Source organism: Paraburkholderia monticola (genome assembly GCF_001580545.1).
GTDB lineage: Bacteria > Pseudomonadota > Gammaproteobacteria > Burkholderiales > Burkholderiaceae > Paraburkholderia > Paraburkholderia monticola.
The window spans coordinates 1-26,060 of the sequence record NZ_LRBG01000012.1 but is presented as its reverse complement, the minus strand read 5'-3'; the positions used below and the strand labels follow the sequence as shown (position 1 = coordinate 26,060).

General features: G+C 65.1%; 25 protein-coding genes and 1 pseudogene. 10 read left to right on the top strand and 16 right to left on the bottom strand.

Going from position 1 to position 26,060, the window contains the following annotated elements:
* Positions 1 to 20: 20 nt before the first annotated feature.
* Genes hpnK through CI15_RS14820 form a run of 3 tightly spaced genes read right to left on the bottom strand, consistent with a single transcriptional unit; the run spans position 21 to position 2,486 of the window.
* Complete coding sequence (gene hpnK, locus CI15_RS14830) at positions 21 to 851, bottom strand: hopanoid biosynthesis-associated protein HpnK (protein WP_153041123.1); 831 nt, start codon at positions 849 to 851, stop codon at positions 21 to 23.
* Positions 851 to 2,119 carry a bacteriohopanetetrol glucosamine biosynthesis glycosyltransferase HpnI gene (gene hpnI, locus CI15_RS14825; protein WP_062129023.1) on the bottom strand — a complete coding sequence of 423 codons (1,269 nt, stop codon included), beginning with the start codon at positions 2,117 to 2,119 and terminating at the stop codon, positions 851 to 853. Before hpnI (CI15_RS14825) ends, hpnK begins: the two co-directional genes overlap by 1 nt.
* A 19-nt stretch (positions 2,120 to 2,138) precedes the next feature.
* Positions 2,139 to 2,486 carry a hypothetical protein gene (locus CI15_RS14820; protein ID WP_062129021.1) on the bottom strand — a complete coding sequence of 116 codons (348 nt, stop codon included), beginning with the start codon at positions 2,484 to 2,486 and terminating at the stop codon, positions 2,139 to 2,141.
* 393 nt (positions 2,487 to 2,879) lie between these two features.
* On the opposite strand from CI15_RS14820, the gene CI15_RS14810 reads away from it, so the two are divergent.
* Together CI15_RS14810 and CI15_RS14805 are read left to right on the top strand one after the other, a co-directional pair.
* Complete coding sequence (locus tag CI15_RS14810; RefSeq protein WP_062129017.1) at positions 2,880 to 3,539, top strand: response regulator; 660 nt, start codon at positions 2,880 to 2,882, stop codon at positions 3,537 to 3,539.
* Positions 3,536 to 4,945 carry an ATP-binding protein gene (locus CI15_RS14805; RefSeq protein ID WP_062129015.1) on the top strand — a complete coding sequence of 470 codons (1,410 nt, stop codon included), beginning with the start codon at positions 3,536 to 3,538 and terminating at the stop codon, positions 4,943 to 4,945. The genes CI15_RS14810 and CI15_RS14805 overlap by 4 nt, the downstream gene beginning before the upstream one ends.
* An 85-nt stretch (positions 4,946 to 5,030) precedes the next feature.
* Here CI15_RS14805 and CI15_RS14800 read toward each other — a convergent pair whose 3' ends face one another.
* From CI15_RS14800 to CI15_RS14780, 5 genes are all read right to left on the bottom strand, one after another.
* Complete coding sequence (locus CI15_RS14800) at positions 5,031 to 6,092, bottom strand: lysylphosphatidylglycerol synthase domain-containing protein (RefSeq protein WP_062129013.1); 1,062 nt, start codon at positions 6,090 to 6,092, stop codon at positions 5,031 to 5,033.
* Positions 6,093 to 6,279: 187 nt separating this feature from the next.
* On the bottom strand, positions 6,280 to 7,440 hold the full coding sequence (gene hpnI / locus CI15_RS14795) for a bacteriohopanetetrol glucosamine biosynthesis glycosyltransferase HpnI (RefSeq protein ID WP_062129011.1): 1,161 nt from the start codon (positions 7,438 to 7,440) through the stop codon (positions 6,280 to 6,282).
* On the bottom strand, positions 7,437 to 8,858 hold the full coding sequence (hpnJ, locus tag CI15_RS14790) for a hopanoid biosynthesis associated radical SAM protein HpnJ (RefSeq protein WP_062129009.1): 1,422 nt from the start codon (positions 8,856 to 8,858) through the stop codon (positions 7,437 to 7,439). Before hpnJ ends, hpnI (CI15_RS14795) begins: the two co-directional genes overlap by 4 nt.
* A 380-nt stretch (positions 8,859 to 9,238) precedes the next feature.
* Positions 9,239 to 9,649, bottom strand: coding sequence for a hypothetical protein (locus CI15_RS14785; RefSeq protein WP_062129008.1), 411 nt, complete (start codon positions 9,647 to 9,649; stop codon positions 9,239 to 9,241).
* 39 nt (positions 9,650 to 9,688) lie between these two features.
* Positions 9,689 to 9,892: a cold-shock protein gene (locus tag CI15_RS14780; protein WP_007181784.1), complete on the bottom strand. Its 204-nt coding sequence runs from the start codon at positions 9,890 to 9,892 to the stop codon at positions 9,689 to 9,691.
* A gap of 317 nt (positions 9,893 to 10,209) precedes the next feature.
* On the opposite strand from CI15_RS14780, the gene CI15_RS14775 reads away from it, so the two are divergent.
* Together CI15_RS14775 and CI15_RS14770 are read left to right on the top strand one after the other, a co-directional pair.
* Positions 10,210 to 11,655: an NAD-dependent succinate-semialdehyde dehydrogenase gene (locus CI15_RS14775; protein ID WP_062129006.1), complete on the top strand. Its 1,446-nt coding sequence runs from the start codon at positions 10,210 to 10,212 to the stop codon at positions 11,653 to 11,655.
* Between the two features lie 112 nt (positions 11,656 to 11,767).
* Positions 11,768 to 12,388 (top strand): GNAT family N-acetyltransferase, encoded by a 621-nt coding sequence (locus CI15_RS14770; RefSeq protein ID WP_062129004.1) that lies wholly within the window; start codon positions 11,768 to 11,770, stop codon positions 12,386 to 12,388.
* A gap of 31 nt (positions 12,389 to 12,419) precedes the next feature.
* On the opposite strand, the gene kdgT is transcribed toward CI15_RS14770, so the two are convergent.
* Positions 12,420 to 13,442, bottom strand: coding sequence for a 2-keto-3-deoxygluconate transporter (gene kdgT, locus CI15_RS14765; RefSeq protein ID WP_062128999.1), 1,023 nt, complete (start codon positions 13,440 to 13,442; stop codon positions 12,420 to 12,422).
* 293 nt (positions 13,443 to 13,735) lie between these two features.
* Here kdgT and kduI point away from each other — a divergent pair, with 293 nt between their 5' ends.
* The 5 genes from kduI to CI15_RS14740 all read left to right on the top strand — a co-directional run bounded on the left by kduI (position 13,736) and on the right by CI15_RS14740 (position 17,766).
* Positions 13,736 to 14,581, top strand: coding sequence for a 5-dehydro-4-deoxy-D-glucuronate isomerase (gene kduI, locus CI15_RS14760; RefSeq protein WP_062128997.1), 846 nt, complete (start codon positions 13,736 to 13,738; stop codon positions 14,579 to 14,581).
* Between the two features lie 6 nt (positions 14,582 to 14,587).
* Positions 14,588 to 15,358 (top strand): 2-dehydro-3-deoxy-D-gluconate 5-dehydrogenase KduD, encoded by a 771-nt coding sequence (gene kduD, locus CI15_RS14755; protein WP_062128995.1) that lies wholly within the window; start codon positions 14,588 to 14,590, stop codon positions 15,356 to 15,358.
* 101 nt (positions 15,359 to 15,459) lie between these two features.
* A complete protein-coding gene (kdgR, locus tag CI15_RS14750) occupies positions 15,460 to 16,374 on the top strand; it encodes a DNA-binding transcriptional regulator KdgR (RefSeq protein WP_082814215.1) in 915 nt (304 codons plus the stop codon).
* Between the two features lie 684 nt (positions 16,375 to 17,058).
* Positions 17,059 to 17,442 (top strand): hypothetical protein, encoded by a 384-nt coding sequence (locus tag CI15_RS14745; protein WP_062128993.1) that lies wholly within the window; start codon positions 17,059 to 17,061, stop codon positions 17,440 to 17,442.
* A 75-nt stretch (positions 17,443 to 17,517) separates the two neighbouring features.
* Positions 17,518 to 17,766 (top strand): hypothetical protein, encoded by a 249-nt coding sequence (locus CI15_RS14740; protein WP_062128991.1) that lies wholly within the window; start codon positions 17,518 to 17,520, stop codon positions 17,764 to 17,766.
* Between the two features lie 63 nt (positions 17,767 to 17,829).
* Here the strand turns inward: CI15_RS14740 and CI15_RS14735 are convergent, their stop codons facing one another.
* The 5 genes from CI15_RS14735 to CI15_RS14715 form a co-directional block, all read right to left on the bottom strand.
* Positions 17,830 to 19,212 (bottom strand): MFS transporter, encoded by a 1,383-nt coding sequence (locus CI15_RS14735; protein ID WP_062128989.1) that lies wholly within the window; start codon positions 19,210 to 19,212, stop codon positions 17,830 to 17,832.
* 77 nt (positions 19,213 to 19,289) lie between these two features.
* The gene (locus CI15_RS14730) at positions 19,290 to 20,069 is read right to left on the bottom strand and encodes an SDR family NAD(P)-dependent oxidoreductase (RefSeq protein ID WP_062128987.1); all 780 of its coding nucleotides are present in this window, start codon (positions 20,067 to 20,069) and stop codon (positions 19,290 to 19,292) included.
* A gap of 25 nt (positions 20,070 to 20,094) precedes the next feature.
* On the bottom strand, positions 20,095 to 20,433 hold the full coding sequence (locus tag CI15_RS14725) for an NIPSNAP family protein (RefSeq protein ID WP_062128985.1): 339 nt from the start codon (positions 20,431 to 20,433) through the stop codon (positions 20,095 to 20,097).
* Positions 20,430 to 22,217, bottom strand: a complete 1,788-nt coding sequence (locus CI15_RS14720; RefSeq protein WP_062128982.1) for an FAD-dependent oxidoreductase — start codon at positions 22,215 to 22,217, stop codon at positions 20,430 to 20,432. Before CI15_RS14720 ends, CI15_RS14725 begins: the two co-directional genes overlap by 4 nt.
* Before the next feature lie 10 nt (positions 22,218 to 22,227).
* Positions 22,228 to 23,100, bottom strand: coding sequence for an SDR family NAD(P)-dependent oxidoreductase (locus CI15_RS14715; RefSeq protein WP_062128981.1), 873 nt, complete (start codon positions 23,098 to 23,100; stop codon positions 22,228 to 22,230).
* 179 nt (positions 23,101 to 23,279) lie between these two features.
* On the opposite strand from CI15_RS14715, the gene CI15_RS14710 reads away from it, so the two are divergent.
* Entirely contained in the window at positions 23,280 to 24,170 is an 891-nt protein-coding gene (locus CI15_RS14710) for a helix-turn-helix domain-containing protein (protein WP_062128979.1), read from the top strand.
* Positions 24,171 to 24,204: 34 nt separating this feature from the next.
* On the opposite strand, the gene CI15_RS14705 is transcribed toward CI15_RS14710, so the two are convergent.
* Positions 24,205 to 25,395 (bottom strand): 4-hydroxybenzoate 3-monooxygenase, encoded by a 1,191-nt coding sequence (locus CI15_RS14705; protein ID WP_062128977.1) that lies wholly within the window; start codon positions 25,393 to 25,395, stop codon positions 24,205 to 24,207.
* Positions 25,396 to 25,650: 255 nt separating this feature from the next.
* Positions 25,651 to 26,022 (bottom strand): annotated as a pseudogene (locus tag CI15_RS14700) (threonine ammonia-lyase, biosynthetic); the annotation flags it as partial.
* Between the last annotated feature and the right edge of the window lie 38 nt (positions 26,023 to 26,060).

The following is a 26,060-nucleotide window of genomic DNA, read 5'->3' as shown; positions in this document are numbered from 1 at the left end:
GCTCGCGGGGCACGCTTGCGCTACGCCAGCACATCCGCGAACCCGCCGACCCGCGCGCCGAGCGCGCGGATCGCGGCGGCCACCCTGGGCGACAGCAGCGCCTGCAACTCGTCGGCATGCCGGTAGTCGTGCATGCCGTCGCTCAAGGCGTCGCCGGCCAGCGCCGGATGACAATAGATTTCGCCGACGCCGTGCGGCAGATCCGCGAGCGCGGCGAGCCACGTCGCCTCGTCCATGCGCCCGCTCGCCGCGATGCCGACCACATAGTCGTTGTGCGCGATGCCCGCGCGCTCGAGCCGCGTCTTCACGTGCGCGATCCACGGCCGCAACCACAGCGGCGCGTTGGCTTCGAACGGCAGCCGCATCGCCTTCATGCCGTAATCGCGGCCGATCTCGAGGATCAGGCCGAGCACGGTCGGATGCAGATGAAAATGCTTGTGGGTGTTCACGTGGTCGAGCGTGAGGCCCGTCGCGGCGAACGCTTCGAACTGCGCGCGAATTTCGTGGGCGAGTTGCCGGCGCACGTGCGGCAGAAAGAAGAAGCGCACGCCGTCGCGCACCATGTTGCTGCCGAAGCGGCCATTCTCGTCGAGAAGCGCGGCGATCTGTTCACGCGGCGCGAGCGCGGCGCCATCGGCCAGCACCAGATGCAGCCCCACGCGCAGTTCCGGCAGCGCACGCGCGCGCGCGACGGCGTCTTTCGCGGCCGGCGCGCCGACCATCAGACTCGCGGCGCGCAGCACGCCGCTGCGATGCGCGCGCTCGACCGCGAAATTGACGCGCTGATGCAGGCCGAAATCGTCGGCGGTGATGATCAGCCCGCGTGAGTGGGCAAGCTTAGCGTTCTGCATCACGTCAGGCTGTCCAGTTGCCCGCTGCGCTCGGCCGCCGGCCGGCCGACCTGCATGCGCGCGCCGCGCCATACGACGTGCGAACCGAATGCGCTGACGAGCCACTGAAGCGCGAGCAACGTATCGCGCAGCGGCACGAGCGGCAGATCGCGCCAGAAGGTGCGCGAGCGCCGCGCGGCGCGCAGATGCAGCAGCAGGCGCGCGCCAACGCATAGCGCGGTGGCCGACGCGCCCGCGATCACCGCCGCGAGCGGTGCGTGAGCGCTGCGCGTCGCGAGCGACACGGTCAGCCAGCCGCTCGTCAACAGCCACGGCGTCGGGAAAGTGATCAGCAGCGACACGAAACCCGGCGGATTGACCGAACGGATCGTTCGCAGCCAGCGCGTTTCGCGCTGCCACAGCGCGGCGAAAGTCGGCTCGATCACGTCGGTGGCGACCATCACGCGCGAGAGCACCGTTTGCAGACCAAGTTCGCGCACGTGTTCGGCGAGCCAGTAGTCGTCGGCGAGGCAGTTCTTCAGCGCGTCGAAGCCGCCGATGCGCTCGAGCGTCTCGCGCCGCAACGCGAGCGTCGCGCCGAAGCCGAAGCGGCGCGAGCCCATCGCGTGCGCAACCCGCACCGAGGGTGCGAACCATTCGTTGATGAACAGCGCACCGACGCGCGGCCAGAAACCGCCGACACCGCGCGCGACGTACAGGCACGTGACCACGCCGACGCCCGGGTCCGCGAGCGGCGCGGCGACGCTGTCGAGATAATCGGCGTCGACCGCGATGTCGCTGTCGGCGATCACGATCACCTCGTGACGCGCGCGCGCGGCCATGTTGATCAGGTTGCTGACTTTCAGATTGCTGCCGTGCACCCGCGTGTCGATCGCGAGCTCGATGTCGCGCGTCGGATAGGCGGCCTGCAACCGGCGTACCACCGCAATGGCGGGATCGTGCGGCGACGAGACGCCCAGTACCAGCTGAAAATGCTGATGGCGCTGCTCGCAGAAGGTACGCAGATTTTCGTAGAGGCGCGGCTCGGCGCCGCACAGCGGCTTCAGCACGCTGACACCGACCTGCGCGAACGGATCGGCCGAAGCATCGAGCGCCCCCCAAAGCGACCGGCGATGCGGGTGATTGACGGTCCTGCCGCCATGATGATTCGATTTGTGCCGCGCGGTGAAAAACGGCATGGCGAGCGCGGCGGCTACCGTGTAGATCGAAGCGCTAATGCAGCCGGCTAACAGAAGCCATTGGCAGACAATCAACGCGTGCGCCGTCATTGTGTGCCGTCCGTGTCCGTCAGTGCTCGGCGAGCACGAACGGTTGCCCCGTCAGCCGGAGATGGAGCACGACGAGCCAGCGGCGCGGACAATTCGACGCGATCGCGGCTGGCCAATCACTCGCGCCGCGAATCGCATAGTCGCGCCGCACCGCCACCTCGTAGGCGACCTCGGCAAATTCGCGCGCGATCACCACCCCGCCGACGATCACCGCAAGCGCGAATAGCCTGAACGATGTCGAAGCGAAAAAAGCGTCGGAAAACGGCAGCACCGGCAGCGCAATACAGAGCAACACTTCGGCCCCCGCGGCCGTCAGAGACGCGACCAGCAAATGGGCTCGCAGCATGTCGATGGTGACTGGCTTCATAACGTGCCTCGTGCATGGCCTTGCGGCCTGACCGGATGCTTGGCGAACGGCGGGACTCGTCGACGCCGTTGATCGACGTCATCGACGTCATCGACGAGCATAAAGAATGCCTCGCGCATCACTCCATCGAAGTCCTTACGATCAGGTTGCGATGGTCTGACAGCGGCATGGTCTCGCGCATGCATCACGATCTGCGACGACCATTTTATAGCGCGTCGATGGTATCGATTCAAGCTGAAGGAAACCTTAAGCACGCACATGGCATGGAGCGGCTAACGAACGGCGTGGTTACACTTCGGAACGCGCCAGATTGTTCGTGCTTTTACACCAATGTCGCTTGCATAAAAACGCCGGACGTTATGCAATAACACCCCACCATAGAATATTTTCCACATGCGTTTACTCCTCGTAGAAGACGACGAGCTCATCGGCTGCGGTGTCGAAGCGGGCCTGCGCCAGGCCGGCTTCACCGTCGACTGGGCACGCGACGGCCACAAGGCCGAACTTGCGCTCGACACGACTCAATATGCATTGGTGGTACTCGACCTCGGGCTGCCGCGCGTGAGCGGCATGGAGTTGCTCAAACGCCTGCGCGACGCCGGTAATGACGTGCCGGTGCTGGTGCTGACCGCGAAAGGCACGGTCGTGGATCGCGTCGGCGGTCTCGCGGCGGGCGCCGACGATTACCTCGGCAAGCCGTTCGATCTGACCGAGCTCGTCGCGCGGTGCCACGCGCTGCTGCGCCGCGCACAAGGTCGCAGTATCGATCTGATTCGTTACCAGAATCTGACAGTGAATCCGGCCGCGCAAACGGTGCAGGTCGACACGACGCGCGTGCCGCTCACGTCGCGCGAATGGGCGATTCTGCTGCAACTGCTGACCAATCTCGGCATTCCGCAGTCGCGCTCGCGGCTCGAAGAGAGCCTGTACGGCTGGCAGGAAGAAATCGAAAGCAATGCGATCGAGGTGCACGTGTCGAACCTGCGCAAGAAGCTCGGCGCAAGCCTGATCAAGACCGTGCGCAACATCGGCTACGTGATGGAGAAGGAATGATCGGGCCGTCGATTCGACGACGCCTCGTGCTGCTCGTGCTCGCGAGCATCGTGATCGTCTGGGGCATCGCGCTCGTGACGAGCTACCGGCAGGCGACGCGCGAAGTCGCCGAGTGGGAAGAAGCGCGCCTCGCCGAACTCGCGCAGATTCTCGCGCTGCTCGATCCGGTCAACCTCACCACGCTCGCGAACGCGCGCATCGACGTGCGCGAAGAAGAGAGAGGCGGCGAGCCCGGTGCGAGCGACCTCGACGACGACGACACGCTGCCGCGCGACGCGCTGTTTCAGGTACGCGGGATCGACGGCGAAATTCTGGCGGGCAGCCCCGAATTGCGGGCGCTCGCTGCATGGGATCTACCGTTTCCGCCTGCGAGCGGTGCGCACGACGTCACGCTCGGCGGTCAGCTCTATCACTCGTTCACGTTACGCGAAACCCTGCTCGGCCACAGCGTGCGGGTGTTCGAGCTCGCCAACACGCGCAGCGACCTCGTGAGCGGTGTCGCGAGCCGCATCGCGCGGCCCACGCTGATCGGGCTGCCGGTGCTCGCGCTGCTCGTGTGGTTCAGCATCGGCTGGAGTCTCGCGCCGCTCAGGGAGTTGTCGGCGGTGCTCCGTTCGCGCGACATCAACCGCATGGAGCCGGTCGGCATCGGTCGCACGCCGCTCGAGGTGCGCCCGCTCGTCGATGCGATCAACCAGGTGCTCGCGCGTCTGCACCATGCGCTCGAACTCGAGCGCGCCTTCACCGCCGACGCCGCGCACGAACTGAAGACGCCGCTCGCCGCGATCAAGGTGCAGGCGCAGGTCGCGCTCGCCGAGCCAGACATCGCGTTGCAGCGGCTCGCGATGGAGCGCGTCGTGCAAGGCGTCGATCGCAGCGCGCGGCTCGCCGAGCAGTTGCTGCTGCTCGCGCGGCTCGACGTGCAGGAGAAGCTGCCGACCGAACCGCTGAAGCCGGCGGTGATCGCCAAAGACACGCTGCTCGCGAACCGACGCAATGCGCAGCAGAAGCACATCAACGTGATGCTGGTTGGCGACATGCTCGCCGAGATCGAAGCGGAGCCGGTGCTGATCGGCATCCTGCTCGACAATCTGCTCGATAACGCGATCAAGTACGGACGCATGGGCGGTCTCGTCGAAGTCGCGGTGCGTCAGGACGACGAGCATGTACAGGTGAGCGTGCGCGACGACGGCCCCGGTGTCGCGCCCGACGATCTCGAGCGGCTCACCCACCGCTTTTTCCGCGCGACCGGCAATCAGGCGACCGGTAGCGGGCTGGGTCTGTCGATCGTTGCGCGGATCGCCGAGCATTTCGGCGCGAGCCTGCAGTTGGGCGCCGGGATCGGCGAGCGTGGGCTGGCGGTCCGGGTATCGTTTCCGGCCAATCGCGCGGCCGCGACACGCTGAATGCGTTTAGGGCGCGCCTCGATTACGTGGCGCGCATAAGTCATTCAGTGGCAAGGGGCAAGCGGAAAACCGGCGCGCCGACCACTCAGCGCTGCTCGCGGCGCTGGTGCGCCTCACCGAGGCTCGAACGCTGCCCAGCCAGTCCGGCGCGCGCGCCGTGCGGCGCGGCCTGCGAACGGGTGCCGCCGGAGGCCTCGAAGAACTGCCACGCGATCAGACCCGGCACGAACACCAGCACATCGCGAATGCGCCGCGAGGCCGCAAGCGCGAGACTGGTGGCAGGGTCGAGCCCCAGTGCGCCGCCGATCAACACGAAAGCCCCCTCCTGCACGCCGAGGCCGCCCGGCACGAAGAACGCGGCGCTGCTGATCGCCTGGATCAGCGATTCGATCACCACCGCTTCGACCAGCGTCACGCGCGCGCCGAGGAAATAGAGCGCGAGCCAGATCTGGAGCGAAGTCGCGAGGCACTGCAGCGGCTGCCAGAAGAACAGATAGCGCAGCACGACCGCGCGGCGGCGCCAGATCAGCTTGATCGATTGATCGATCTGCGCGGACTGGCCGACCAGCGTGGTGAGCTTGCCGCTCGTCATATGATTGAGCGCGCTCGTGATGCGCTGGAACGGATTCGCGTGCTGCACGAGGCCGAACAACAGCAGCACCGGCGTCAACGCGAGCACGCCCCACGCGAGCTGTCCGGCGAGCCGCAGCGCGCCCGATTGCGCATTGGCGAACAGAAAACCGATGCCGACCATCGTGAACATGAGCTGGCTGATCAAGGTCAGCTGCATGTCGACGATCGTGCTGGCGACTGCTGTCGATGACCTGACGCCCCAGCGCCTGAACATGCGGAACGATACGAGTTCGCCGCCGATCCGCGCGACCGGCAGCATGCTGTTGACCGATTCGCGCACCCACACGAGGTGCATCATCCTCGCGAAGCTCGGGCGGTTCGCGCCGCGAATCAGCGAGCGCCAGTCGCAGGCGTTGGCGATTATGGTCAGCACGTGCGCCAGCGCGGCCACCACGAGACCGCCGCCAGCCACGCGCAACGCGCTGAGCACGGCGCGCGGATCCTCGCGCCAGACGAGCCACAGAGAAACGAGCAAACCCGCGAGCGCAGCCGCGCGGCCCAGATGCTTCATCATGCCGGCACCTCGCACGCGAACTCGATACACATGCGGTGCCGCACGGCGCGTGCCACCGGCTGTGTCAGCGTGCGCGTCGCTGCCCGTTGCGCCTCGGCGTTCGCATTCGCTTTCGCCTGCGGGGCGCTCCTGGTTCGCCCACTCAACACTTCTTCGATCATTGCCTACCCAATCTGCCGTTCGTTCGTCATTCGTCCTGCGCCGCCGACAACAGCCCGTCGCCGTCGACCTTGAAGCTGAAGCCCCGCCAGATCACCCGCGACGAGCGGAAGCTCGCGACGAAAATCGCAAACGATACGATATCCCATAACGGCAGCAGCCACAGATCGCGGCACCGCTGGCGCAGCGCCCGATCCGCGCGCCACTTCAACCCAAGACGCGCGACGATCGCCACCGCCGCGAGCAGCCATGCCCACAGCGCGCCGCCCGAGCACGCCAGCGCGAGCAGCGCGAACGCGAACGGATGCACGAGCGCCGTGCCGAGGTGCCCAAGCGGATCGATGCGGCGAATCGTGCGGCTCCAGCGCAGCTCGTGCGTCACGAGTTGCGTCGCGCTCGCTTCGACACACGCATGCGCAATCGCGAACGGCGGAATCACGACCTGCTCCCCCGCCGCGCGCACCGCCGCGCCGATCTCGTAGTCCTCGGCCAGATGCCGCACGAACGGCTTGAAGCCGCCGATCCGCTCATAGGTGTCGCGGCGCATCGCGATGGTCTGGCCGAAGCACGGCCGCGCGAGCCCGAGCGCGAGTCCGGTGACGACGCCTGGCAGGAACTGATAGTTGGTGGCGATCGCCGACAGCCGCGGCCAGAAACCCGGATCGGGCTGACCGCGATACGCGCAGGTGACGAGCCCGACGCCCGGCTTCTCCAGTTCGCCGACCACGTTGCGCAGATAGTCGGGGCCGACACACACGTCGCTGTCGGCGAACACGAGCACGTCGTGGCGCGCCTGCGGCAGCATGTTGAGGATATTGCTGATCTTGCGGTTCGGGCCGTACAGACGCGCGTCGGCGACCACGGTGATGTCCGCCTGCGGATGCAGACGCCGCAATTCGTCGACGGTTTGCAGCGCGGTGTCGGCCGAGTCATGCACGCCGAACAGGAATTGCACGGGCCCGGGATAGTCCTGGGCGCAGAAGCTCGACAGATTGTCGAGCAACGCCCACTCGTTGCCATGCAGTGGTTTGATAACCGTAATGGGTGGAAAGCTGGAGGGAACGGCCACCGTCCCCGCGAAGAAACGCCCGATCAGCGCGCTCGCGAGCACGGTATAGCCGATGCCGACAACGGTCGCCGCCGCGCACGCATACGCGAGCGTGACGGCGACGAGGTGTACGGCGCTCACGCCTCGTGCGCGCGCAGGAAGCGGAAAAACTCGACGCCTTCGCGCAGGCGCCGTTTCATCATGTCCCAGCTCGTCAGCATTTCGCGCAGGATCTCCCAGATCTTCGACGGCCGGAAATAAAAGCGTTTATAGAAGTTTTCGAGCTGGTGATACATCTCGTCGCGCGACAGATGTGGGTAGTCGATCGTCGCCAGCTGCACGCCTGACTTGCTCACGAGATTGATGACCTTGTTCTCCTCGAGCCAGCCGTTCTCGACCGCCTGGTTGTAGAGCCTCGTACCCGGATACGGCGCGGCGAGCGACACCTGGATCGTCAGCGGGTTGATTTCCTTCGCGTACTCGATGGTCTTCTGGATCGTTTCCGGCGTTTCGCCCGGCAAGCCGATAATGAACGTGCCGTGCACCTTGATACCGAGTGTGCGGCAGTCCTGCGCAAAGCGCCTCGCGATGTCCGTACGCAGGCCTTTCTTGACGTTCAGCAGGATCTGGTCGTCGCCGGATTCGTAGCCGACCAGCAGCAGGCGCAGGCCGTTTTCCTTCATGATCTTCAGCGTCGAGTAAGGCACGTTCGCCTTCGCGTTGCAGGACCACGTGACACCCAGCTTGCCCATGCCTCGCGCGATTTCTTCCGCGCGCGGCTTGAAGTCGGTGAACGTGTCGTCGTCGAACATGATCTCCTTGACTTCAGGCATGTTGTCGCGAATCCACTTGACTTCCTCGAGGACGTTCTCGACCGAACGCACCCGATAGCGATGGCCGCCGACGGTATGCGGCCACAGGCAGAACGTGCACTTCGAGCGGCAGCCGCGGCCCGTGTAGAGCGAGATGTACGGATGCTTCAGGTAGCCGTTGAAGTAGTTCTTGATCGTCAGATCGCGCTTGTAGACCGGCGCGACGAACGGCAACTCGTCCATGTTCTCGAGGATCGGGCGCGCTTCGTTGTGCTCGATCGAGCCGTCGGGGGCGCGATAGCTCAAACCAAGGATCTGCGCGAGCGGCTTACCCTCGGCAATTTCCTTGCAGGTGTAATCGAATTCCTCGCGGCACACGAAGTCGATGGCCTCGGTGGCGATCAGCGAGTTATGCGGATCGACCGCGACCTTCGCGCCGACCATGCCGACCAGCACCGAGGGCTTGCGCTCCTTGAGCATCTCGGCGAAATGGGCGTCGGTCGGAAAAGACGGCGTGCTGGTGTGAATCACCACCAGCTCGTATTGCGTGGCGATGTCGAGTGCGGCTTCGACTGACACGCCATCTGCGGTGGCGTCGAGCACGCGGCTGTCGGGCACGAGTGCGGCGGGTTGCGCGAGCCACGTCGGATACCAGAACGAGCGGACTTCACGCTTGGCCTGATAGCGCGAACCCGCGCCACCATCGAAGCCGTCGAACGACGGCGCCTGCAAGAACAGGGTTTTCATGGATGCTCCAGCAAGCCTTTATAGGCGCTTTCGGTTTTCAGTAGGGAAGCTATCTGATCCATTGCCCGAATGCAGGTCGAGAAAGCCTGCGCTCGACTTGCACGTAGCGGTGGCCGCGGTCCGGAAAGGCCACGGGCAGTGGCGCAAATAGTACGGAGCAAAGCTGAAGGAAACCTGAAGAATAATACTGCGTTCAGAGCGCGCGCGGCATGCTCTGATGGCACGATTTGTTGCGGTCGACCCGATCGCGAAGCCGTGACGCATCGATGTCGTATTGGTGTGGTATCGGATAAGCCGTGGCGTGGCGTGCTGGCGAGCCCAATTCAGGACGCCCATTCAGGCCCGATCCGCGCGCACGCACGCGCAGTCTTACGGGATCCTTATCGCGCGATATGCCTCGCCCACTCGAGCCAGCCGAGATTGAGGGCCGCGTTTACCACTACGCCAAGCGCCGACGCGAGCGCGGCGATCATGGTCCAGAAGGCCGAGCGGCGGGCCGAGCGCGCCGACGTATGGGCGGCCGTCGCTGCATCGCGCGACGCGCTCGCCGCCGCCTGCGCGATGTGCGACGACGCCTCCATGCGCGCCAACGACCGCAGCGCAAAGCCGCGCTCGTCGTCGTGCGTGGCCGCCGCCGCGTCGTGCTCCGTTTCGGCGCGCTGCGTCGCTTCGAACAGATAGCGATGACAGAACGGTGTCAGCGGATCGTCGGGAAAGCGCCCGGCGAACTGTTTCGCATAGGGGGCGCCGCCATTGCGCTCGATCTCCGCGTAGGCGGCGTCCTTATCCATCGGAAACCTCGCACGCGGTTGCGCGCCGCGCCGGGGGCCTCACACCGGTTTGATGTCGGCCGCCTGTTTGCCTTTCGGCCCCTGCTTGATTTCGAAGCTGACTTTCTGGTTTTCCTGCAACGACTTGAAGCCCTCGGATCGAATCTCCGAAAAATGGGCGAACAGGTCTTCGCCGCCGTCATCGGGGGTGATGAAGCCGAAGCCCTTAGCGTCGTTGAACCATTTCACTGTTCCGGTAGGCATGTCGATGTCCTCGTGATGCGCTGAAGTAGCGGTGACTGAATAATGCGCCTGATCGTGCAGGTTTGTCGCGTGGCACAAACCCGGCACCCTGGGCCGACCCGCGGCGTCGGCCCAATGCCAAACGCTCAGCAAACGGCGTGCCGTGGCCGCGCGGGTGCGGCCCGCGGCCGGCGCCCCGGCGCCCCGGCGCCCGGTGCGATTGCGCGCAATCAGATAAGATAATTGGTATCGGCAATTCATTCATGGCCGCGCAGGTCTGTCGCCTCGTGCCGCACGACCGCGCGGCCAGTTGTTTTTCCCTCTCACAGGAACCCAGCATGGCCATCTCGAGCTATACCGATACCCGTCTTCTAATCAACGGCGAATGGTGCGACGCCGCCAGCGGCAAGACCCTCGACGTGATCAACCCCGCCACCGGCCAGGCCATCGGCAAGGTTGCGCATGCCGGCATCGCCGATCTGGACCGCGCGCTCGAAGCCGCCCAGCGCGGCTTCGAAGCCTGGCGCAAGCTGCCCGCCAACGAGCGCGCGACCATCATGCGCAAAGCCGCTGCCCTCGTGCGCGAGCGCGCCTCTGACATCGGCCGCCTGATGACCCAGGAACAAGGCAAGCCGTTCGCCGAAGCGCGCGTCGAAGTGCTGGCGGCCGCGGACATCATCGAATGGTTCGCGGACGAAGGCCGCCGTGTGTACGGCCGGATCGTGCCGTCGCGCAACCTCGCCCAGCAGTCGCAGGTGCTGAAGGAGCCGATCGGCCCGGTCGCGGCGTTCACGCCGTGGAACTTCCCGGTCAACCAGGTCGTGCGCAAGCTGTCGGCCGCGCTCGCCTGCGGCTGCTCGTTCCTCGTGAAGGCGCCGGAAGAAACCCCGGCATCGCCGGCGGCCCTGCTGCAGGCGTTCGTCGAAGCCGGCGTGCCCGCCGGCACGGTCGGCCTCGTGTTCGGCGATCCGGCTGAAATTTCGAGCTACCTGATCCCGCATCCGGTGATCCGCAAGGTCACGTTCACCGGCTCGACGCCGGTCGGCAAGCAGCTCGCCGCCCTCGCCGGCTCGCACATGAAGCGCGCCACGATGGAACTGGGCGGCCACGCGCCGGTGATCGTCGCGGAAGACGCCGACGTCGCGCTCGCCGTCAAGGCAGCCGGTGCCGCGAAGTTCCGCAACGCGGGCCAGGTCTGCATCTCGCCGACGCGTTTCCTCGTGCACAACAGCATCCGCGAAGAGTTCGCCGCGGCGCTCGTCAAGCACGCCGAAAGCCTGAAGCTCGGCGATGGTCTCGCCGAAGGCACGACGCTCGGGCCGCTCGCCAACGCGCGTCGTCTGAGCGCGATGGCCAAGGTCGTCGAAGACGCCCGCAAGACCGGCGCGAAGGTCGCGACGGGCGGCGAGCGCGTCGGCTCGGAAGGCAACTTCTTCGCCGCAACCGTGCTGACCGACGTGCCGCTCGAAGCCGACGTGTTCAACAACGAGCCGTTCGGCCCGATCGCCGCGATCCGCGGCTTCGACAAGCTCGAAGAAGCGATCACCGAAGCGAACCGTCTGCCGTTCGGCCTCGCCGGCTACGCTTATACGAAGTCGTTCGCCAACGTGCATCTGCTGTCGCAGCGCATGGAAGTCGGCATGCTGTGGATCAACCAGCCGGCCACGCCGACGCCGGAAATGCCGTTCGGCGGCGTGAAGGATTCCGGCTACGGTTCGGAAGGCGGCCCGGAGGCAATGGAAGCCTACCTCGTCACCAAGGCAGTCACGGTGATGGCGGTTTAATCAGGCGCTTCAGGAACGGCGTGGCGGCTTGGCCGCTCGCGTCGTTCCGCTCCACGGATCGAACGATCTGCCAGGTCCACGAGTTTGCCGCTCGCGGACCTTTTTTATTGCCATGAACGATATCTCTTCCGAATCGATGCAACCCACCTTGAGCGGCTCGATCGTCGAGTTGCGGCCGCTGCGCGAGGACCACGCGCAGGCGCTCGTCGAGGCCGCCGCCGACGGGCAGTTGTGGGACATGAAGCTGACCGTCGTGCCGGGCGCGGCGACGATCGACGCCTATATTGCCAGGGCGCTCGCCGGTCGCGCGGCCGGCACCGTGATGCCATTCGTGATCGTGCGGCGCGCCGCGGACGACAAGGATGCCGGCGCTGGCCGGATCGTCGGCAGCACGCGGTTCTGGAAGATCGATCGCGCGAATCGCAAGCTCGAAATCGGCCACACGTGGTTGAGCGCCTCGGCGCAGCGCTCGGCCGTGAACACCGAGGCGAAGTATCTGCTGCTGTGCCACGCGTTCGACGTCATGCACTGCGTGCGCGTGCAGTTCACGACCGACGAACTCAACGAGAAATCGCGCGCGGCGATCCTGCGCATCGGCGCGAAACAGGAAGGCATCGTGCGGCACGAGCGGATCATGCCGGACGGACGCAAGCGCAACTCGGTGCGCTTTAGCATCATCGACGACGAATGGCCGGCGATGAAGGCGATGCTCGAAGCGAAGCTGGCGCGCTGAGCGGCGCGCCAACGCCCTACTGCTTTCTCATTCAGACGTGCGCGTCGCGCTGCTCATTGAGCGGCGCCCCCTGCGTCGCCGTCGCGAACTCGCCGCGCAGCGCGTCGCGAGCATGATGCCGGCGCACCCACACGGCGGTCAGAATCGGCACCAGAATCGCGGTCACGAGGCAGGCGGTGGCAACCATCGCGGTCGCCGCCGGCACCAGCGGCTTGAAGCTCGGAATCATGTCGGCGATGATCGCCGGATTCGCGACCGCCGCCCCCGCCGTCGACGACGCCGCGAGCCCCGCCGCGCCATTGCCGCCGGCGATCCAGCGGTCCGCGAGGATCAGCGGAACACCGGTCACGACGATCACGCCCAGCCCCAGCACGATACCCGGCAAGCCGCTCGTGACGATCACGTTCAGATCGATGCCGTTGCCGAGCGCAAAACCGAAAAACGGAATCAGCGGATGCACGCAGCGGCCGAACAGCTCGCGCAACTCGCTATCGAAATTGCCGAGCGCGAAGCCGATCAGGAACGGCAGCACCGCGCCGACGAACAGGCGCGGCTCGAAGAACGCGACGCCCGTCGCGCCGAGAATGAGCATGCTGATCAGCGGCCCCGATTCGACCGACATCAGCACGAACGCGCCGGCCTCTTCCTTGGTGCCGTACTGTTGCATCACGGCCGCGTAGAGACCGCCGTTGGTCATGTCCATCGACGTCGTGATCGCGAGGACCGACAGCCCCGCGAAGAGCCCGGTCTTGATGCCGTCGATCGGAATGAAGCGTGCCGCGATCAGCGTGACGATCCACGCGACCAGCATCTTGGTGGCGAGCAGTGTGCCGGACTTGCGCAGCACGGTGCCGGTCGCGCGCAGATCGATCGTCGCGCCCATGCAGAAGAACCACACCGCGAGGATCGGCACGGTGCCGGTAATCAGGCCGTTGGTGAACGAGCCGAAGTATTTGCCCGCGCCCGGCGCGAACGTATGCACACAGGCGCCAAGCAATAGCGGCACCAGCATCAGACCGCCAGGAATGCGGTCGATGGCCTTCTTGATTTTCATGCCTCCTCCATGGACGGTGACGTCCCGTTGACGGGCGCTTGACCCGCGGTGATGTCCCGTTCTGCGCCGGGCTCTCCCTGTCCGGCGCAATATAGCACTCTGAAAGGAACGCTGTTCCGTCTTATGCTGCGAAACCTGACTATCGTTTACCCGGCCGTTCGCGCTACGCGTTGCAGCCGTGGGTCGAACGTCGCAACATTTTCGGACCAGTGTTCCGAAATTGCGATTCTGCGTTACAGTTTCGGGCACAAGGCGCGCCAGCGCCCGCCCGTATGCCGACAGGAGAGCGATCAATGGACGTGAGACAGGCCATCAACAGCGAATACGCGAAGACGCTCGACACCACCGGATTGCGCCGGGAGTTTCTGGTCGAGCACATCTTCGAGCGCGATGCGCTCAAGCTCACGTACAGCCATATCGACCGGATCATCGTCGGCGGGGTGTGGCCGGTCGAGCGCGCCGTCGAAGTGCCGGGCTCGCTCGGCCAGGCGATCGGCGTCGACTATCTGCTCGAGCGGCGCGAGCTCGGCGCGATCAACATCGGCGGCGACGGCTGGGTCGACGTCGACGGCACGGGTTACACGGTGCGCCGCGACGAGGCGATCTATATCGGCAAGGGCGCGCGCTCGGTCACGTTCGGCAGTGCCGACGCCACCAACGTCGCTCACGCGGCGAAGTTCTATCTGAACTGCGCGCCCGCGCACACGACCTACCCGACCCGCACGATCTCGCTCGCGCAGGCCTCGCCCGAAACGCTCGGTGATCCGGCCACGAGCAACCGTCGCACCATCTACAAGTTCATCGTGCCCGACGTGCTGCCGACCTGCCAGTTGTCGATGGGCATGACGAAGCTCGAACCGGGCAGCCTGTGGAACACGATGCCGTGCCACACGCACGAGCGCCGCATGGAGGTGTATTTCTACTTCAACGTCGCCGACGATGCCGCGGTCTTCCACATGATGGGCGAGCCGCACGAAACGCGGCATATCGTCGTGCGCAACGAGCAGGCGGTGATCTCACCGAGCTGGTCGATCCATTCGGGCGTCGGCACGCGCGCGTACACGTTCATCTGGGGCATGGTCGGCGAGAACCAGGTGTTCGGCGATATGGATCATCTCGCGGTCCGGGAGCTGCGCTGAGCGAACATGAGTGCGAACCCAGTGAACACTTTCGATCTGACCGGTAAGGTCGCCATCGTGACCGGCAGCAACACCGGCCTCGGCGCCGGCATGGCGGTCGCGCTTGCCGCGGCCGGGTGCGATATCGTCGGCGTGAGTCGAGCGGACGCGGGCACGACCGCCGCGCGTGTCGAAGCGCTCGGGCGCCGCTTCGCGGATGTGCGCGCGGATCTCGCATCGATCGCGCCGGTCGAGGACATCGTGCGCGCCGCGCTCGAACCGTTCGGCCGCCTCGACGTACTCGTCAACAACGCGGGCATCATCCGCCGCGAAGACGCGCTCGAGTTCGGCGAGGACGCCTGGGACGCCGTGATGGACGTGAACCTGAAGAGCCTGTTCTTTCTGTCGCAGGCGGCGGCGCGCCAGTTCGTGCGGCAGCAAAGCGGCGGCAAGATCATCAACGTCGCGTCGATGCTGTCGTTCCAGGGCGGCATTCGCGTCGCCTCGTACACGGCCTCGAAAAGCGGCGTGCTCGGTCTCACCCGGCTGCTCGCGAATGAATGGGCCGCGCACCGCATCAACGTGAACGCGATCGCGCCCGGCTATATGGCAACCGCGAACACCGCCGCATTGCGCGACGACGCGCAGCGCAATGTTGAGATTCTCGGCCGCATTCCAGCCGGCCGCTGGGGCGTGCCCGACGATCTCGCCGGGCCGGTGGTTTTTCTCGCGTCGTCGGCCTCGGACTACGTGCATGGGCATACACTGGCGGTGGATGGCGGCTGGCTTGCGCGCTAGGTTCGGTAGAAGCTGGGCATCGCCGCGCGCAACGCGCTAAGCTCTCGCGCCGGCGCGCATCGGCTGGATGCAGCGGCGGCACGGGTTCGCACAGACAGGGAATGACGGACATGGCGGCAACGGGAACACTTAAGAACATGGCGCACGATGACGCGCGAGGCAAGGCACCAGGCAAGACGCGCAAGGAGTCCGCCGACACGACCTCGCCCGATGCGGACGGCGCTGAGCGCGGCGAATCGGCGTCGTCGATCGGCCGCGTGTTCGCGATTCTCGGCGCGATCGGCGATACCGGACAGATCGGCATCAGCGAGCTGTCGCAGCGGCTCGGCATGTCGAAGACGACCGTGCATCGCGTCATTCAAACACTGAAGGCGCTCGGCTACGTCACGCAGGAAGTCGAAACCGAACGCTACCGCCTCACGATCCGCCTGTTCGAACTCGGCGCGAAAGCGCTCGAAAGTGTCGACCTCGTACGCGAAGCCGACGTCGACATGCGCCGCATCGGCCAGATGACGCGCGAAGCGGTTCACCTCGGCGCGTTCGACGACGACGCGATCATCTATATCCACAAGATCGACGCTGACTACGGGCTGCGCATGCAGTCGCGAATCGGCCGTCGCAATCCGCTCCATAGCACCGCGATCGGCAAGGTACTACTCGCGTGGATGGAGCCGGCCGACGCGCGTGACGTGCTCTCGCACATCGAATTCCGTCGCTCGACGCAAAAAACCTTGACCTGCAAGGAAGCGGTGCTGAGCATCCTGCCGCGCGTGCGCGAGCAGGGTTACGGCGAGGACAACGAGGAGCAGGAAGAAGGCCTGCAATGCATCGCGGTGCCGGTGTTCGATCGCTTCGGCCGCGTGATCGCCGGTCTGTCGATTTCGTTTCCGACGATGCGCTGCGGCGCCGACACGAAGCAGCATTACGTCGCGCTGCTCAAAGAGGCGGGGCTCGCGATTTCGACCCGGCTTGGCTACCGCGAAGCAACCGCGCCGGAGCCCGCGCCCGCGCAGTAAGTGGTGCGCGCGCAATGCGCTTTACCTACCTGATCGAAGCTTAAGAGAAGCTGATGACGCTACTGCTGTAGCGTCTTTCCATCATGCTCGCGCGAGCGCATCACGTGCCTCATCGCTCAGTCTGCAACCGAATGTATCTGTGCGGCATACCCAAGGCGAAATTCGATTCGCTGCTTTTTTGAGCAATCGATGCGCCGAACCTACGCTTTGCATCGACGCATCGCTCGCCTTTGAAGGTGTTTTTTTTCATAGCGCGTTCAAGGGTTTGCCCTCGCACACGACACTCGCCCGGCATTTCGACTCGCAACACCCGGCGCCCCTCCTCTTCCTCCGACGCGCTCGCATCCATGTATCGACGCGAGTTCCAATCGACACGTCCTGTTACACACAAACACACCGGTAATCGCGCTGGTCAGTAGAGTTCGGTTCAAACGAAAGCGGTTCACATGAACGCTTCGCACGACAGGCACTCGCATCAGAGATTCCAGGGAGCAACACCATGAAAAAAATTCTCGCACTAGTCATTCTTGCCGCCACGCTCGGCGGCGCGTTGAGCGGTTGCATCGTCGTCCCGGACGATCATCCGCATCACGACCATTACTACGAACGTTATTGAACGGGTCATAGCGAGCGATAAGCGCACGGCTCTTCATTCCACTACAGACATCCACACAGAGAACAATCATGAGTCATTCACGCAACCGCTGGCTATCGTCGACGCTGATCGCGGGTCTCGCGATCGGCGCATCATCGGCCGCTTTCGCGCACGTCGATGTCGGCGTGAACATCGGCCTGCCGGGCATTGCGGTCGCGCCCGCCGTGGTCGAGGCTCCGCCGCCCGTCTACGTGCAGCCCGCACCCGTGTATGCGCCGCCGCCCGCGGTCGTGGTCGCGCCGGGCTGGTACGGCGAGCGCTACTACGATGGTCACCGCTATTGGGAACGTCGCGAGTGGGAACGTCATCACGACGATTGGCGCGAGGCGCGTGAAGGGCGCGGCCCGCACGGCGACTGGCACGACAATGGCTGGCACGGTCATGGGCATGACGATCACGGGCATGACCATTGATCGACCCCAGGTGGCGTCGTCGACGCCACCGTGTCGCGCAGGCAATCGCGCCACCCCTTCGACAGGAGCGACGACGTGCTACGCAATGATCCGAGACGAGTAACGGCGCAAGTCGACGGCGCGCAGATCTGCGCCGAATACAGCGAGCTGACCGGCCAGTTGTGCCTGCGCCAGGACGGCACGCTGCTGCGTGAATGGTTTCCCCCGCATTCGTGGATGGCGATCGCGTCGGTGGCCGGCGCGCGCCATTGGGGCACCCGGCCATCCGACGACGAATTGCTCGCGCTGCTGCACAACGAAATGACGTTGCTTCGGACGTCGTGAGTCGTCGTGAGTCGTCGCGCGTTTTCACCGCGCGCCGGCGCATCCGGATGTAGCGTTGAGCGCTCATTCGATCGCGACGGCGCCGACCTTTTCATCGGCTGATGTTTGCTCGAGCGGTGCGCGCCGCATCGTCAGCACCACGCCGCCCGCCGCGATCACAGCTGGCACCGCGAGCAGGCTGAACACCGCGCCGAACTGCCAGCCGAGCCCCATCAACGCGGCGCCGACGAGCGCGCCCGCCACGCCGCCGATGCGGCCGATCCCCAGCATCCACGCAACGCCTGTCGCGCGCGCCCGGGTCGGGTAGAAGCTCGCCGCGAGCGGCGACATCGAGGTGACCGCGCTGGTCGCAACCGTGCCGGTGAGGAAAATCAGCGTGCCGAGCCAGACCTGATGGCCGACGCCCTGCCCCACGAGCAACACGAGCGCGCCGACCGCCATGTACGTGAACGCGATTACGCGATGTCCGGCGAAGCGATCCATCACCCAGCCGACGCACAGATTCCCGAGGATGCCGCCGAGCGGAAACAGCGAGGTCATCAACGCGGCTTTTTCGCCCGAGAAACCGGTGTCCTTGAACAGCGTTGGCAACCAGTTGGTCAACAGGTAATAAATCAGCAGTCCCATGAAATAGGCGAGCCACAGCATCAGCGTGCCGAAGCGGTAACGCGCCGACAGCACGATCGCAAGCGCCGACTGCGCGCGGCTGTCACCCGTATCGCGGCGCACGTCGACCGCGAAAAAGCGGCAGCCCTCGAAGCGCTCGGCGGGCGCGATGCGTTGCAGAATCCGCGCGATCCGTTGATCGGCCCGCTTGCGCACCGCGAGAAATTGCGCCGATTCCGGCAGCAGAAGGATCAGCAGCGCGGTCAACACGAGCGGACCGGCACCGCCCGCCACCAGCACGCTCGGCCAGCCGAAATGCGGAATCAGCCACGCGGACGCGAGGCCGCCGATCGCGAGACCGCCTGAGAAGCCGCAGAACATCGCATTGACCGCGACCGCGCGAATTCGGGCGGGCGCGTACTCGGACATCAACGTGACCGCGTTGGGCATCGCCGCGCCGAGACCGAGGCCGGTGAAAAAGCGCAGCAAGGTCAGCGATTCGATCGAGGTGGCACGCGCTGCCGCGAGGCTCCACAGTCCGAAAAAGAACACCGACAGCACCAGCACCGTCTTGCGGCCGAGCCGGTCCGCGCACGGTCCCGCGGCGAGCGCGCCGATGCCGAGTCCCACCAGCGCCGCGCTCATGACCGGGCCGAGCGCGCTGCGCGCGATCCCCCACTGCTGCACGAGCGACGGCGCGATGAAGCCGACCGCGGCGGTGTCGAAACCATCGGCCGCGACGACGAGGAAGCACAGCACGAGAATCGTCCATTGAAAGGGCGAAAAGCGCTGCCCGTCGATAAAGGCCTGCACATCGATATTGCGTTCGGAGCGGCTCATGGGCGGGCTCCTTTCAGCTGGTTCATTGCGATGTCTCCTTGAAGTGACGAGGGGTTTTTTCTTCTTGTTCGAATTGCTCAGTCCATGCGTGCCTGGTCGTCGGCCGCGCCATAGGCGTGCCAGCCGCCATCGACGCTCAGCACCGTGCCGGTGATATAGCTCGCCGCGTCGGAGGCGAGAAAGCCGATCGCGTTGGCGATTTCTTCGGGACGCGCGAGGCGTCCCATCGGCGTGCGCTTCTCGATCGACCGCACGTTCATCTGGCCATTGCGTTTGAGCGTTTCGACGAGTTCGGTCGCCACATAGCCGGGCGCGACTGCGTTCACGCGAATGCCGTCGCGTGCCCATTCGCAGGCGAGTGAACGCGTCATCGCGGCGATCCCGGCCTTGGCCGCGCCGTACGCATTGCGCGCCGGAATACCGGCAAGTCCCGCGATCGATCCGAGGTTGACGATCGCGCCACTGCGCTGCACGAGCATCACGCGGCCCGCTTCGCGACACGCGACGAAGGTCCCGCGCAGATGTATGCCGAGCAGCCGGTCGAAAGCGTCGACGTTCTGCTCGACGGTCGGGTGCGGCTGATCGCTATTGCCCGCGTTGTTGACGAGCACGTCCACTCGCCCATAGCGCTCGACGCATGCGTCGATCAACGCGCGAACGTCGGCTTCGACGGCGACGTCCGCGCCCACGCCAAGATGCGCCGGGCCCAACTCGTGGGCGCGCTCGCACGAGCGCTGAGCGTTCAGATCGGCGATGACCACGCAGTAGCCGTCGCGCGCGAAACGCTGCGCGCAAGCCCAGCCGATGCCGTTCGCGCCACCCGTGACGATGGCCACGCGTGCTGCCGGTTCGTTCATCTCTGTCTCCCCCTCGAAGCCGCGGCTAGCGCAGCCTCGCCAGCGTGCTGAACTCGACGCGCCTGATGATGCGGCTCTCCTGTGCGACGATCAGATGCGCGGACGCCTGCAGATAGGCGGGCCACTCCGGATCGGCATCGCGCGCGGTGCGGCGCTGATCGTAATCGGCGATGCTCTCGTAGCCCCACAGATGCACGACCTGGTTCAGCGCGCCGATATCGCTCATATAGAAGCCGACGGGCGCGCCCAGGTATTTGAGCTGAATCGGCATCGCGAGCCGGTCGAAGACGTCGATGAATTCCGCCATGCCGCGCGGACGGATCGTGTAGATGCGATGATCGACGAAAGGTTTGCCCTGACTCATGTTCCCGTCCTCAATACGGTTGCGGATGCGCGGGTGTCCGCGTCGTTCGGGTTGGTTGCGCTCTGTGTGCTCTTCACGTCGACGCCCGCGAGATGGCGCCCGGTGATATAGCCGAACGTCATGATCGGCCCGAGCGTGATACCCGCGCCCGGATAGTTGCCGCCCATCACGCTCGCGCGATCGTTGCCGACCGCGTACAGGCCCGCGATCGGCGCGCCTTTCGCATCGAGCACTTCGCCGCTGACGTTCGTCGTGATGCCGTCGAAGGTGCCGAGATCGCCCATCACCACCTTGAGCGCGTAGTACGGACCGTCGCCGATCGGCGCGACGCACGGATTCGGCTTGTGCTCCGGGTCCGCGAGATAGCGGTTGAACGACGTCGTGCCGCGGCCGAACTCGCGATCTTCGCCGCGCAGCGCGTCCGCGTTGTAGCGCTCGACGGTCGCTTCGAGCGCCGCGCCGTCGAGACCCGCGTTGCGCGCGAGTTCCGCGAGCGTGCGGCCCGTGCTCAGATAGCCGTTGCGCAGCAGCGGACCGAGCGGCACGGGCGCCGGCTTCGCATAACCGAGCCCGTATTTGCGGATCGTCGCGTGATCGCAGATCAGCCACATCGCGGTTTCGCGTTCGCTCGCGCAGGCCTCGATCATCGCGGCGCCCACGTCGTGATACGAGTTCGCTTCGTTGGTGAAGCGCTTGCCCGCGCGCGTCACGCCGAGCACGCCAGGCTTGTAGCGATCCACCAGATGCGGAAACACGCCGACGCTGCCGTCGCGCATCGGCACGCGCGACACCGGCATCCATGCGGCCGGCTGCGGATAGCGGATCGCCACCTGCGCGCCGAGACGTTCGGCCATGCCGACGCCGTCGCCGGTATTGCCGCGCGGCACCGGCGACACGTGTTCGCCGCCACGTCGCAGATGCGGATACGCGCGAGCGATCCGCGCGACGTCATGCGAGAAGCCGCCGCACGCGAGCACCACGCCACGTCGCGCGACGATGCGCATTTCGCCTTGCGGTCCCGCGACGAGTGCGCCGCTCACGCTGCCGTTCGCCACGGTCAGCTCGCGAGCGGCCGTGTTCGTATGGATCGGAATGCCCAGATTGAGCGCGGACTTCGCGAGCCGCGCGGCGAGCGCGTTGCCGCTCGTGATCTGCACGCCGCGCCGGTACAGCGCGAGATCCTTCAGATGGCTCGCGAGCCGTCTGGCGACATATAGCGCGGACGTGAGCGAGCGCGTCGCATTGAAGAAGTGCTTGAGGTCCGCGTTCGACGAGTTGAACATCATGCCGATGAACGTGATCGTCTTCAGCGGCGCACGCAATCGCGTCATGTCCTTGCCGAGCGCGCGCGCATCGAACGGCGCGGCCACCACCGAGCGGCCAACGTCGACGCCACCGCCGACGTCCGGGTGATAGTCCGGATACAAGGTCGGCACGAATTTGACGGTGGTCTCGCGTTCGAAGAAGTCGAGCATTTCCGGGCCCGTGTCGAGGAACGCGTCGACGGCGGCGGCATCGAAGAACGCGCCGGTTTCGTTGCGCATATAGGTCAGCGCCGCTTCGCGCGTATCGCTGACGCCATGGCTCTTCGCGTGGCGGTTGCCCGGAATCCACAGCACACCGCCCGAAAACGCAGTCGTGCCGCCGAAAAACGCTTCCTTCTCGATGACGACGACATCGAGGCCGTGCTTGCGCGCGGTGATCGCAGTCGACAGACCGCCCGCGCCCGAACCGATGACGAGCACGTCACACGTGAGTGTCGTGCCGCGTGTTGCATGAGTCATGATGGCCTCCTTAAGTGCGGTCCTGGCGGCTCGCTTGCGCAGCCTGGTTGGCTTCGAAGCCGGGACGCGGCACGAGGTCCATCAGCATGCTTTCGAGACCGCCGTCGACCACGACTTCCGCGCCGTTAACATACGCGGCACGTTCGCTCGCGAGAAACGCGACGACGTCGGCGATATCGTTTGGCTCGCCGATCCGGCGGCTAGCCGTCATCGCACTGCGCCGACGTTCGATATCACCGTGCTCGTAGAACGCCGCGGACAGCGGCGTGCGGATCATGCCGGGACAAACGGTATTGCTGCGAATGCCGCGCGCACCCCACTCCGCCGCGATCTGCTTCGACAGCATCGTCACGCCGGCCTTGCCCGCGCTATAGGCGCCGCTATAGGTTTGCGGATGATGCGCGGCCACCGAAGCGACATGCACGATCGACCCCGCGCCGCGCTTTAACATGCCCTGACCGAATTGCTGCGAGCACAGCATGTAGCCGGTCAGATTCACGCGCAGCATCGCGTTCCATGCATCGAGCCCAATCTCCTCGATGCCGCCCGGGCGCAACAGGCCCGCGTTGTTGACCAGCACATCGGCGACACCCAGGCGCGCTTCGACCTCACCCACCGCGCCGCGCACGCTATCGATGTCACCGATATCGCAGGCGAGCGCCAGCGCCTCGATACCGCTCGCATTCAGCGTTTGAGCGACGTCACGGCACTTGCCCTCATCGCGATCGAGTAACGCGACGCGTGCGCCGGTGGCGCCTAACACCTGAGCGATCGCACTGCCGATGCCGCCCGCCGCGCCGCTCACCACGCAGACGCGGCCTTCGAGTCCGAGCCAGTGTTGCGTGTGGCCGCGTGCGTCGCGTCGATCTCGTTGCTGATTCATTTGCTTAGTCCTCCGAATCCCGATGTTCACAATCGCGGCGAATTCCGTTTAGCTGGCTTCATCCAGTTGTGTTATTCGACCGCGTCTTCGATGGAAAAAAGTATAGCCACGCGGTTCGATTGGAAATTGGACAAAGGCAGCGCATCGCAGGACAATTCGAACATAGGAGACAAAACCGCATGAGGAATATCCCTAACTACGATTTGTATGGAGAGTCCGCGCGGCCGCCGTGGTACGACGCGTTCAATTTCGAATGGATCGTCGAGCGCAGCCGTCCGAACCACTGGCAGATCGCCGCCCACCGGCACGATGCGTTGTTGCAGATTCTCTATATCCGCAGCGGTTCGGGCCACGTGCTGATCGAAAGCGAAAAGCTCACGATCGAAGCGCCATGCCTGATCCTGTTGCCAGCGCAAACGGTGCACGGTTTCGTGTTTTCGCCGGAGATCGACGGGCTCGTGATTACCGCGGCGCAGCGCGCGCTGGAGTCGATTTCGAAAGCGGTGTCGCCGGGCCTCGTGCCGGTGCTGCAAAGGCCCGCGCTGATTCCCGTGAGGCCCGCCATCGGCGAGCGCACGTTGATGCCGTTGTTCGGTTTGCTGGAGCAGGAATTTCGCGGCAGCGCGCGCGGCCATATCGCTGCGGGCATGTCGCTAATGATTGCACTTTTTGTGCAAGTCGCGCGTTTGACCGATGCCGCATCGAGCGCGAGCGCGACCGTCAATGACCGGCGCGCCGCGCAGATCAAACGGCTACGCGAGTTGATCGCCGCGCACGTGCGTGAGCATCAGCCGATCGATTATTACGCGGAAAAGCTTGGGGTAACCGCGGCGCAATTGGGCCGCATCTGTCGTGAGGAGCTCGGCCATTCACCGCTGTCGCTCGTCAACGACCAGTTGATACGCGAGGCGCAGCGCGATCTCGTGTACTCGGGCTCGAGCATCAAACAGATCGCGCATGCGCTCGGTTTTGAAGATGCGGCCTATTTCAGCCGCTATTTCCGCAAGCAGACCGGCGTCACACCCAAGGAATTTCAGGCGGCCGCGCATCGGGACCTGTCGATCAATTAGCGATCCTGATCCTGTCGCGCGGCTACCGTCTCAACTACAGATGCGCCTGCATCTGCGCGCCGGCGATGCCGACGTAGTTCTCCGCCAGCACCGTCGCGGCCGTGCGCGACGTCGTCACGTACTCGAGCTCGGCCACCTGCAGTTGCTGCTCGAACGCCGAAGCGCCCTCGACGCGATGCATCATGCTGGTCATCCAGTACGAGAAGTGCTCCGCGCGCCAGATGCGCTTGAGCGCGGTTTCGCTGTAACGGTCGAGCAGATCGGTGCGGTTTTCCTTGTAGAACGCATCGAGCGCCTTGCTCAGCACGTTCACGTCGGCAACTGCGAGGTTCATGCCCTTCGCGCCGGTCGGCGGCACGATATGCGCGGCGTCGCCAGCGAGGAAGAGCCGGCCGTGCTGCATCGTCGTCGACACGAAGCTGCGCATACCGACGATGTTCTTCTGGAAGATCTTGCCGTCGATGATCTTGTGACCTTCGTCCGAATCCGCGCGTGCATGCAGCTCGGCCCAGATGCGATCGTCGGACCAGTTCTCGACCGAGTCCTTCGGATCGCACTGGAAATACATGCGCTGCACGTTCGGCGAGCGCGTGCTGATCAGCGCGAAGCCGCGCTCGTGGCGCGCATAGATCAACTCGTCCGACGAGGGCGGGCCTTCGCACAGAATGCCGAACCAGCCAAACGGATAGACGCGCTCGAAATCCTTGCGCAGCGCCTGCGGAATCGCCTGACGCGACACGCCTTGTGAGCCGTCGCAGCCGATCACGAAGTCGCATTGCAACTCGTGCTCCGCGCCTTCGTGGCGATAGCGGATCGAGGGCTTGTCGGTATCGATGCCGTGCACCGACGTGTCCGACACGCCGAAGCGCAGCTCGGCGCTGGCGGCGACGCGCGCCGCGACGAGATCCTTGATCACTTCGTGCTGGGCATAAACCGTGATTGCGTGACCGGTGAGGGCCGTCAGATCGATACGACGGCGCTTGCCTTCGAACGCGAGTTCGAAACCATGATGCAACGCGCCTTCGGCTTTCATGCGTTCGCCGACACCGGTTTGGGTCAGCAGGTCCATCGTGCCCTGCTCGAGCACGCCGGCGCGAATCGTCGATTCGATCTGATCGCGCGTGCGCGTTTCGAGCACGACCGAGTCGATACCGCGCAGATGAAGCAGATGGGAAAGAAGCAGGCCGGCGGGCCCGGCACCAATGATGCCGACTTGAGTGCGCATAGATGTCTCCTGAATGCGGCGATGAAATTTGCGCCCAGTGTGACGATCGCTGCACCTATCCCGCAACGCGATATGGCGCATAGGCCGTATCGCGCTACGCGATAGAGGGTCCGAGGCGAGAACAAATGCTCAGTGGCTTTGCTGGCCGAGAACGCTTGGCTGACGGGGCTCTCCGAGGATTAGGACGATCGAGCCCATTGCTAGACCGATGTGGCGCGTCCTCAGGTAAACCCCAATCCGCTGAACGAGGTTCAACTAGCCAAGGAACAACTGGTAGACAGGATTCTTCGTTTCTTCCCAGCACGGATAGCCGAGCGTTTCGATAAAGCGCTCGAAGGCCGCATGGTCGCTCTCCGGCACCTGAATGCCGACCAGGATCGAACTGTAGTCCGCGCCCTGGTTGCGATAGTGGAACAGACTGATGTTCCAGTTCGGCGCCATCGACGACAGGAATTTCATCAGCGCGCCCGGGCGCTCCGGAAACTCGAAGCGGAACAGACGCTCATCGTGCGCGAGCGGCGAGCGGCCGCCGACCATGTAGCGGATGTGCTGCTTCGAGAGTTCGTCGAAGGTCAGATCGACCATGCGTAAACCGTGCACTTCGTAAGCGCCCGCGATCTGCACCGAATCCTCGGCACTGCGGATTTGCCTCTCCTACCAACTTT

What these genes read in the sequence shown, in the direction of transcription:
- hpnK (WP_153041123.1), bottom strand. Translation starts at nt 851, where the DNA reads ATGCAGAACGCTAAGCTTGCCCACTCACGCGGGCTGATCATCACCGCC.
- hpnI (WP_062129023.1), bottom strand. Translation starts at nt 2,119, where the DNA reads ATGACGGCGCACGCGTTGATTGTCTGCCAATGGCTTCTGTTAGCCGGC.
- CI15_RS14820 (WP_062129021.1), bottom strand. Translation starts at nt 2,486, where the DNA reads ATGAAGCCAGTCACCATCGACATGCTGCGAGCCCATTTGCTGGTCGCG.
- CI15_RS14810 (WP_062129017.1), top strand. Translation starts at nt 2,880, where the DNA reads ATGCGTTTACTCCTCGTAGAAGACGACGAGCTCATCGGCTGCGGTGTC.
- CI15_RS14805 (WP_062129015.1), top strand. Translation starts at nt 3,536, where the DNA reads ATGATCGGGCCGTCGATTCGACGACGCCTCGTGCTGCTCGTGCTCGCG.
- CI15_RS14800 (WP_062129013.1), bottom strand. Translation starts at nt 6,092, where the DNA reads ATGATGAAGCATCTGGGCCGCGCGGCTGCGCTCGCGGGTTTGCTCGTT.
- hpnJ (WP_062129009.1), bottom strand. Translation starts at nt 8,858, where the DNA reads ATGAAAACCCTGTTCTTGCAGGCGCCGTCGTTCGACGGCTTCGATGGT.
- CI15_RS14785 (WP_062129008.1), bottom strand. Translation starts at nt 9,649, where the DNA reads ATGGATAAGGACGCCGCCTACGCGGAGATCGAGCGCAATGGCGGCGCC.
- CI15_RS14780 (WP_007181784.1), bottom strand. Translation starts at nt 9,892, where the DNA reads ATGCCTACCGGAACAGTGAAATGGTTCAACGACGCTAAGGGCTTCGGC.
- CI15_RS14775 (WP_062129006.1), top strand. Translation starts at nt 10,210, where the DNA reads ATGGCCATCTCGAGCTATACCGATACCCGTCTTCTAATCAACGGCGAA.
- CI15_RS14770 (WP_062129004.1), top strand. Translation starts at nt 11,768, where the DNA reads ATGAACGATATCTCTTCCGAATCGATGCAACCCACCTTGAGCGGCTCG.
- kdgT (WP_062128999.1), bottom strand. Translation starts at nt 13,442, where the DNA reads ATGAAAATCAAGAAGGCCATCGACCGCATTCCTGGCGGTCTGATGCTG.
- kduI (WP_062128997.1), top strand. Translation starts at nt 13,736, where the DNA reads ATGGACGTGAGACAGGCCATCAACAGCGAATACGCGAAGACGCTCGAC.
- kduD (WP_062128995.1), top strand. Translation starts at nt 14,588, where the DNA reads ATGAGTGCGAACCCAGTGAACACTTTCGATCTGACCGGTAAGGTCGCC.
- kdgR (WP_082814215.1), top strand. Translation starts at nt 15,460, where the DNA reads ATGACGGACATGGCGGCAACGGGAACACTTAAGAACATGGCGCACGAT.
- CI15_RS14745 (WP_062128993.1), top strand. Translation starts at nt 17,059, where the DNA reads ATGAGTCATTCACGCAACCGCTGGCTATCGTCGACGCTGATCGCGGGT.
- CI15_RS14735 (WP_062128989.1), bottom strand. Translation starts at nt 19,212, where the DNA reads ATGAGCCGCTCCGAACGCAATATCGATGTGCAGGCCTTTATCGACGGG.
- CI15_RS14730 (WP_062128987.1), bottom strand. Translation starts at nt 20,069, where the DNA reads ATGAACGAACCGGCAGCACGCGTGGCCATCGTCACGGGTGGCGCGAAC.
- CI15_RS14725 (WP_062128985.1), bottom strand. Translation starts at nt 20,433, where the DNA reads ATGAGTCAGGGCAAACCTTTCGTCGATCATCGCATCTACACGATCCGT.
- CI15_RS14720 (WP_062128982.1), bottom strand. Translation starts at nt 22,217, where the DNA reads ATGACTCATGCAACACGCGGCACGACACTCACGTGTGACGTGCTCGTC.
- CI15_RS14715 (WP_062128981.1), bottom strand. Translation starts at nt 23,100, where the DNA reads ATGAATCAGCAACGAGATCGACGCGACGCACGCGGCCACACGCAACAC.
- CI15_RS14710 (WP_062128979.1), top strand. Translation starts at nt 23,280, where the DNA reads ATGAGGAATATCCCTAACTACGATTTGTATGGAGAGTCCGCGCGGCCG.
- CI15_RS14705 (WP_062128977.1), bottom strand. Translation starts at nt 25,395, where the DNA reads ATGCGCACTCAAGTCGGCATCATTGGTGCCGGGCCCGCCGGCCTGCTT.